Below are 7,290 nucleotides of genomic sequence, written 5' to 3'. Positions count from 1 at the left end.
CGCGGGGGGCGTAGACACGGAGTGCCGTAGGGTGGGTGCGGGGGTGCAGTGAGCCGTCCCCACCCCCCGTCCCCCCCGCCACGGGGCCCCGGGTGGGCGCGCGGCTCCGTTCAAGGGGGAGACTGTGTCATGGACTTCACGATCAGAGACGTACGGCCGGAGGAGTACGAGACCCTCGGCGACATCACCGGCCGGGCCTACCTCGACGACGGGCACCTCCTCCACGGCGAGGAGGACTGGTACTACGGCCACCTGCGCAACGTGGCGGGGCGGGCCGAGGTGGCCGACGTGCTCGTGGCCGTCGACGAGGCGGGCACCGTCCTCGGCGGCGTGACCTTCGTTCCGGCCCCCGGGGTGATGGGCGACCGCGCCACCGAGGGCGAGACCGAGATCCGGATGCTGGCCGTCGACCGCGCGGCCCGCGGCCGCGGCGTCGGCGAAGCGCTGGTCCGGGCCTGTGTCGAGCGCGCGCGGGCCGTCCCGGGCTGCGAGCGGATCGTCCTGTCCACCCAGACCGGGATGCGCACCGCGCACCGCATCTACGAGCGCCTGGGCTTCCACCGCGCCCCCGAGCGGGACTGGTCCCCCATCCCGGACCGGCCCGAATTCGTTCTGCTCTGCTACTCCTTGGAGTTGTAGGAACGCAAACGACACACAACATGTGGGGGGTGCCATGGGAGGCGCCCCCCACATGTATGCTCTTCCTCGCTGTCGCCGCAGGGGAATCCGGTGGAAATCCGGAACTGTCCCGCAACGGTGTACTTCGTGCGCTTCCGTACGACGTGAGTCCGAGGACCTGCCGACAGTGCGCCCGGTCCGTCCGTTCCGGGTGCCACAGACGTCCGGGCCTCGCGGAATGGGCCGGTGGACGCGGCGCGGCCTGCTGACGGTCCGCCCGTTCCCGCCTCCCCGCCCTGGCCCCGAGCCGAGCGAGGGAGAGCCCCCACGTGACCATCGCGCCCGCCGATCCGGCCGCAGCGATCGAGAACGACGGCCCCGGGACCGCGCTGCTGCGCACCCTGACCGATCTCACCGCCGACCTCCCGGACACCGACCCCGGCAAGGTCGCCGCCGCCGCCCTCCGCGGCCGGCACGCCGGCTCGGACGAGGCGGAGCTGCGCGAGCTGGCCACGGAGGCCGCCGCCGGACTCATCGCCGAGGACCCGGCGTACTCCCGGCTCGCCGCCCGGCTGCTGACGATCACCATCGCCGAGGAGGCCGCCGGCCAGGGCGCGGTGTCCTTCTCCGCCTCCGTCGCCGTCGGCCACCGCGAGGGCCTGATCGCCGACCGCACCGCCGCGTTCGTCGCCGCGCACGCCGACCGGCTCGACGCGACGATCGACCCCGCCGCCGACGACCGCTTCGGCTACTTCGGCCTGCGCACCCTCTACTCGCGCTACCTGCTGCGGCACCCGATCACCCGCAAGGTCATCGAGACCCCGCAGCACTTCATGCTGCGCGTCGCCTCCGGCCTGGCCGAGGACGACTCGGTGCGCGCCGTGGACGAAGTGGCGGCGCTGTACGGGCTGATGAGCCGGCTCGACTACCTGCCCTCCTCCCCCACCCTGTTCAACTCGGGCACCCGCCACCCGCAGATGTCCTCCTGCTACCTGCTGGACTCCCCGCAGGACGAGCTGGACTCCATCTACGACCGCTACCACCAGGTCGCCCGGCTGTCGAAGCACGCCGGCGGCATCGGGCTCTCGTACTCCCGCATCCGCGCCCGCGGTTCGCTGATCCGCGGCACCAACGGCCACTCCAACGGCATCGTCCCGTTCCTGAAGACCCTGGACGCCTCCGTCGCCGCCGTGAACCAGGGCGGCCGCCGCAAGGGCGCCGCCGCGGTCTACCTGGAGACCTGGCACGCGGACATCGAGGAGTTCCTGGAGCTCCGCGACAACACCGGCGAGGACGCCCGCCGTACGCACAACCTCAACCTGGCGCACTGGATCCCGGACGAGTTCATGCGCCGGGTGAACGCGGACGCCGAGTGGTCGCTGTTCTCCCCGGCCGACGTGCCCGAGCTCGTCGACCTGTACGGCGAGGAGTTCGACGCCGCCTACCGCAAGGCCGAGGAGGCGGGCCTGGCCCGCAAGACCATGCCGGCCCGCGACCTCTACGGCCGGATGATGCGCACCCTCGCGCAGACCGGCAACGGCTGGATGACCTTCAAGGACGCCTCCAACCGGACCGCCAACCAGACCGCCCTGCCCGGCACGGTGGTCCACTCCTCGAACCTGTGCACCGAGATCATCGAGGTCACCAACGACGACGAGACCGCCGTCTGCAACCTCGGCTCGGTCAACCTCGGCGCCTTCGTCGACACGGCCTCCGGCGACCTCGACTGGGAGCGGCTCGACGCGACCGTCCGCACCGCGGTCACCTTCCTCGACCGGGTCGTCGACATCAACTTCTACCCGACCGAGCAGGCCGGCCGCTCCAACTCCAAGTGGCGTCCGGTGGGCCTGGGCGCCATGGGTCTCCAGGACGTCTTCTTCAAGCTGAAGCTGCCCTTCGACTCGGCCGAGGCCCGCGCGCTCTCCACCCGGATCGCCGAGCGGATCATGCTCGCCGCGTACGAGGCCTCCGCCGACCTCGCCGAGCGCGGCGGCCGCCTCCCCGCCTGGGAGCAGACCCGCACCGCCCGCGGCGTGCTGCACCCCGACCACTACGACGTGGAGCTGAACTGGCCGGAGCGCTGGGCCGCGCTGCGCGAGCGGATCGCCGCCGTCGGCCTGCGCAACAGCCTGCTGCTCGCCATCGCGCCGACCGCGACGATCGCCTCGATCGCCGGCGTCTACGAGTGCATCGAGCCGCAGGTCTCCAACCTCTTCAAGCGCGAGACGCTGTCCGGCGAGTTCCTCCAGGTCAACTCGTACCTGGTCGACGAGCTGAAGCAGCTCGGCGTGTGGGACGCGCAGACCCGCGAGGCGCTGCGCGACTCCAACGGCTCGGTGCAGGGCTTCGGCTGGGTGCCGGCCGAGGTGCGCGAGCTGTACCGCACGGCCTGGGAGATCCCGCAGCGCGGCCTGATCGACATGGCCGCCGCCCGCACCCCGTTCCTCGACCAGTCGCAGTCCCTGAACCTGTTCATGGAGACGCCGACCATCGGCAAGCTGTCGTCGATGTACGCGTACGCCTGGAAGCAGGGCCTGAAGACGACGTACTACCTGCGCTCGCGCCCGGCGACCCGGATCGCCCGCGCCGCCCAGGCCACGACCATCCCCGTCCAGCAGGCGACGCCCGACGCCGACGCCATCGCCTGCTCCCTTGAGAACCCCGAGTCCTGCGAGGCCTGCCAGTGACCAGCCGTAACAACAACCTGCTCGACCCGGGCTTCGAGCTGACCCTGCGTCCGATGCGCTACCCGGACTTCTACGAGCGCTACCGCGACGCCATCAAGAACACCTGGACCGTGGAGGAGGTCGACCTCCACTCGGACGTCGCCGACCTCGCCAAGCTGTCCCCGGGCGAGCAGCACATGATCGGCCGCCTGGTCGCGTTCTTCGCGACCGGCGACTCGATCGTGGCGAACAACCTGGTCCTGACGCTGTACAAGCACATCAACTCCCCGGAGGCGCGCCTGTACCTGTCGCGCCAGCTGTTCGAGGAGGCCGTGCACGTCCAGTTCTACCTGACGCTGCTCGACACCTACCTGCCCGACCCGGAGGACCGCGCCGCCGCGTTCGCCGCCGTCGAGAACATCCCCTCCATCCGCGAGAAGGCGCAGTTCTGCTTCAAGTGGATGGACTCGGTCGAGAAGATCGAGCGGCTGGAGACGCAGGCCGACCGCCGTCGCTTCCTGCTGAACCTGATCTGCTTCGCCGCGTGCATCGAGGGCCTGTTCTTCTACGGTGCCTTCGCCTACGTGTACTGGTTCCGGTCCCGGGGCCTGCTGCACGGCCTGGCAACCGGCACCAACTGGGTGTTCCGCGACGAGACGATGCACATGAACTTCGCCTTCGAGGTCGTGGACACCGTCCGCAAGGAGGAGCCCGAGCTCTTCGACGACGAGCTCCAGCAGCAGGTCACCGACATGCTGAAGGAGGCCGTCGAGGCGGAGCTCCAGTTCGGCCGGGACCTGTGCGGTGACGGCCTGCCGGGCATGAACACCGAGTCCATGCGCGAGTACCTCCAGTGCGTCGCCGACCAGCGGCTCACCCGCCTGGGCTTCGCCCCGGTGTACGGCTCGGAGAACCCGTTCGCGTTCATGGAGCTCCAGGGCGTCCAGGAGCTGACCAACTTCTTCGAGCGCCGGCCGTCCGCCTACCAGGTGGCGGTCGAGGGTTCGGTGGACCTGGACGAGGACTTCTAGGACCCGCGTCCCGGCCACGGCGAAGGGCCCCGCTCCACCACGGGGGGAGAGCGGGGCCCTTCGCCGTACCGGCGTGCGCGCGCGGGTCAGTCGTTGGGGACGACCGGGTAGCGCGGGGTGCCCTCCTCCATCTGGCGCAGGGCGTCCTTGCGGTCCCGCTTCGACAGCTTGTCGATGTACAGGAAGCCGTACAGGTGGTCCGTCTCGTGCTGGAGGCAGCGGGCGAAGTAGCCGGTGCCGCGGACCTTGATGTCGTTGCCGTGCATGTCCTTGCCGTGCACCTCGGCGTAGTCCGGGCGGGCCAGCGAGGCGTACGCGGTCGGCACGGACAGGCAGCCCTCGTTGGAGTCGTCGAGGTGGCGGCGGTCGGCCGGCAGGTCCTGGAGGACCGGGTTGATCACGTGGCCGACGTGCCGGACGCCCTCGTCGTCCATGCAGTCGTAGACGAAGACCTTCAGGTCCACGCCGATCTGGTTCGCGGCGAGGCCGACGCCCTCGGCGGTGCGCTGGCTGGCGAACATGTCGTCGATGAGCCGGGCGAGCTCGTCGTCGAACTCGGTGACGTCCTTGCACTCGCGGTGGAGCACGGGGTTGCCGACGACCGTGATCGGGCGCGAGGTGCCCCGCTCGCGGTGGGCGAGCTCACGCGCCTCGCAGTCCTCCGTGTCCACGACGAAGCCGTCGTTGATCTGCTCGTCCGTCTCCTGCTGCGCCATGTCCGGCCGCGCCCTTCTGAAAACCCGATTCCGTCGGAGGACAGCCTACGGGCCCGGGGGCACCGGGCTCAGCAGACCTCTTCCAGATCACGCCACTCGCGGCTGTCCGGGCTGTCCGCCACCCAGCCGTCGAGCAGCCCGCGGACCAGCCCGGCGGGCGCCGCGATGCCGCACTCGCGCTCCGGCACCCACAGCTCGCCGGGCGAGCGGTGGCCCAGCGGACCGGGATGACCGGGCTCGCTGTGGTCGTGCGGGTCCAGGTGCTCGCCCTCGCCCTCGGCGCTGGGCATCGTCGACTCGGAGCAGGCGCGGCAGAGCAGCCGGACGGAGGACGACCAGTCCTCGGCGGCGAAGCCCGCGTCGGCGGCGAGCTGCTCCAGGGCGTCCCGGTCGGCCTCGGTGGCTGCCTCCAGGAGGACCACCCAGGTGGGGACTGGCGAGGGCGCCCACAGCTCGATCTCGTCGAAGACGGGGTAGGAGGGGCCGGCGCTGGTGGTGCGCTCGCCGTTCGGGACGCCGTCGTGCAGCACGACCTCGCCCCAGCGGCGGCCCGAGGACGGCAGCGGGATGGAGAGGACCTCGATGCGGGCCGGGTCCAGGCGGCGGCCCCACACGACCTCGGCCTCGCCCTCCGGGGAGAGCCGCACGGCCGCGCTGCCCAGCTCCATGCCGGCCGGCTCGCCGGTGCCGGAGGCGGCTCCCGGGACCTTGAGCCCGTAGGCCTGCCAGGCGCGGCGGGCCAGCGGCCAGTCCTGCAGGGCGGTGGCGGCGATGCCGACGTTCCACCAGTCGGGGGCGCCGGTCTCCTTGTCGAGCAGGGCGACGGCGCGCAGCCCGGCGGCGCGGGCCTGCTCCCAGTCGTGCCGGAACTTGTGCAGCAGCGCCAGGTTGAACCAGGACTCGGACAGCCAGGGCTCCAGGTCCGCCGCGCGGGTGAGCAGCGCGCCCGCGTCCTCGTACCGGCCGTCGCCGATCAGCGTGAACGCGCGGTCGGTGGCCTGCCGCCACGAGGCGGAGGGCCGATGCCGTACCTTCCCGAAGATCCTCACGATTCCCGCCTGCCGGTCGCTTCACCCTCTTGTTCGCATCCAACCATGCCCGGTCGGACACGCGCTCATTACCCATGGGTTACCCCGGAGGAGCTGGGGTGACGCCGCCCCGCGCGAGAACGCGGGCGAGGGATTCCACGACGGCCGGGTGGTAGTCGCGGGCGGTGCCGAGCCGGAGCCGTTCCAGGGCGCCGAGACCGCCGCCCGCGCTGCCCGCGGCGAGGTCGTCGTAGGCGTTGACGGCCCGCACGATCCGGGCCGGGAGCGGCTGCTCCCGGTACGGGTCGGCCTGCCGCTCGACGATCCGGGCGACGGCCTCGGGGACGCCGGTCTGCCGCACCACGGCGGCGCCGAGCAGCGCGATCCTGCGCTGCTCCTCGGCGGGCAGCGGGGCGGTGGCGCCGCCGGCCACCGGGTCGACCAGGGAGAGCTGACCGATGTCGTGCATGAGCGCCGCGGACTCCAGGACGGTCAGCTCGGGCCCGGAGAGGCCGAGCTCCCGGCCCACGGCCCGGCTGAGCGCGGCGACCCGGTGGGCGTGGCCGGGCGGGGTGCAGCCGGCGATCTCGGTGGCCCGGGCGAGCGAGGCGATGGTCTGCCGGCTGGTGGTGCGCACGGCGGCGTACCGCCGGAAGGAGACCTGGGTGAGCAGCAGGGGTACGGCGAAGACGGGCAGCGCCCAGAGGCCGGCGACGGCCACCGCGAGGGCCATGACGGCTCCGGTGGCGCAGACGGCGGAGCCGATGCCGGGCAGGGCGCGCAGCTCGTCGCGGAGCAGCGGTCCGAAGGGGTGGCCCTTGCGGGCGCGGTGCAGCAGGGCGGCGAGGACGGCGTCGCACAGGGCGGTGAGGAGGAGCAGCAGGAGCAGGAAGAGGGCGTGCGAGGGGCCCTGTCCGAGGTGGGCCGTGACGGCGCCGGCGTTGTAGAGGGGCTGGAAGCAGGCGGCGGTGAAGGCGACGGTGAGGACGCGGCGCGCCAGGTGGTCGAGGTCGGGGTCGCGGCCGCGGGCCACGTGCGGGACCGTTCCGGCGAGGCCGGCCGCGACGGCCACGGCGACGGTCTGGAGGACGCCGTGGGTGGTGGCCTCGCCGGCGTTGACCTCCTGCTGCCCGACGTGCTGGGGGAGCGCCCATGGCTCTTAGACCCATCTGACGCAGCCGACGAGTTAGGGAGTGAAGATCTCGGAGGACGACGGATCATGAAAGACGGG

General features: G+C 72.1%; 5 protein-coding genes, 1 pseudogene and 1 riboswitch. Of the genes and pseudogenes, 3 read left to right on the top strand and 3 right to left on the bottom strand.

Translation table 11 applies throughout. From position 1 onward, the window contains the following. The first annotated feature begins 129 nt into the window (after window positions 1-129). The 3 genes from ACFVGS_RS28995 to ACFVGS_RS28985 all read left to right on the top strand — a co-directional run bounded on the left by ACFVGS_RS28995 (window position 130) and on the right by ACFVGS_RS28985 (window position 4,315). A complete protein-coding gene (locus tag ACFVGS_RS28995) occupies window positions 130-639 on the top strand; it encodes a GNAT family N-acetyltransferase (RefSeq protein WP_384419824.1) in 510 nt (169 codons plus the stop codon). Between the two features lie 81 nt (window positions 640-720). Continuing rightward, window positions 721-797, top strand: a riboswitch (cobalamin riboswitch). A 150-nt stretch (window positions 798-947) separates the two neighbouring features. Continuing rightward, complete coding sequence (locus tag ACFVGS_RS28990) at window positions 948-3,305, top strand: ribonucleoside-diphosphate reductase subunit alpha (protein WP_384419826.1); 2,358 nt, start codon at window positions 948-950, stop codon at window positions 3,303-3,305. Window positions 3,306-3,358: 53 nt separating this feature from the next. Then, on the top strand, window positions 3,359-4,315 hold the full coding sequence (locus ACFVGS_RS28985; protein WP_384419877.1) for a ribonucleotide-diphosphate reductase subunit beta: 957 nt from the start codon (window positions 3,359-3,361) through the stop codon (window positions 4,313-4,315). Window positions 4,316-4,401: 86 nt separating this feature from the next. Here the strand turns inward: ACFVGS_RS28985 and def are convergent, their stop codons facing one another. The 3 genes and pseudogenes from def to ACFVGS_RS28970 form a co-directional block, all read right to left on the bottom strand. Beyond that, complete coding sequence (gene def / locus ACFVGS_RS28980) at window positions 4,402-5,031, bottom strand: peptide deformylase (protein ID WP_384419829.1); 630 nt, start codon at window positions 5,029-5,031, stop codon at window positions 4,402-4,404. A 68-nt stretch (window positions 5,032-5,099) separates the two neighbouring features. After that, window positions 5,100-6,080, bottom strand: a complete 981-nt coding sequence (locus ACFVGS_RS28975; protein ID WP_345485738.1) for a hypothetical protein — start codon at window positions 6,078-6,080, stop codon at window positions 5,100-5,102. Between the two features lie 79 nt (window positions 6,081-6,159). Next, a pseudogene (locus ACFVGS_RS28970) lies at window positions 6,160-7,176 on the bottom strand (HD-GYP domain-containing protein); the annotation flags it as partial. Between the last annotated feature and the right edge of the window lie 114 nt (window positions 7,177-7,290).

The organism is Streptomyces sp. NPDC127114, from assembly GCF_042677525.1.
GTDB lineage: Bacteria > Actinomycetota > Actinomycetes > Streptomycetales > Streptomycetaceae > Streptomyces.
The sequence above is the reverse complement of the archived record's forward strand: the minus strand, read 5'-3'. Positions and strand labels throughout refer to the sequence as shown.

What these genes read in the sequence shown, in the direction of transcription:
- ACFVGS_RS28995 (WP_384419824.1), top strand. Translation starts at nt 130, where the DNA reads ATGGACTTCACGATCAGAGACGTACGGCCGGAGGAGTACGAGACCCTC.
- ACFVGS_RS28985 (WP_384419877.1), top strand. Translation starts at nt 3,359, where the DNA reads ATGCGCTACCCGGACTTCTACGAGCGCTACCGCGACGCCATCAAGAAC.
- def (WP_384419829.1), bottom strand. Translation starts at nt 5,031, where the DNA reads ATGGCGCAGCAGGAGACGGACGAGCAGATCAACGACGGCTTCGTCGTG.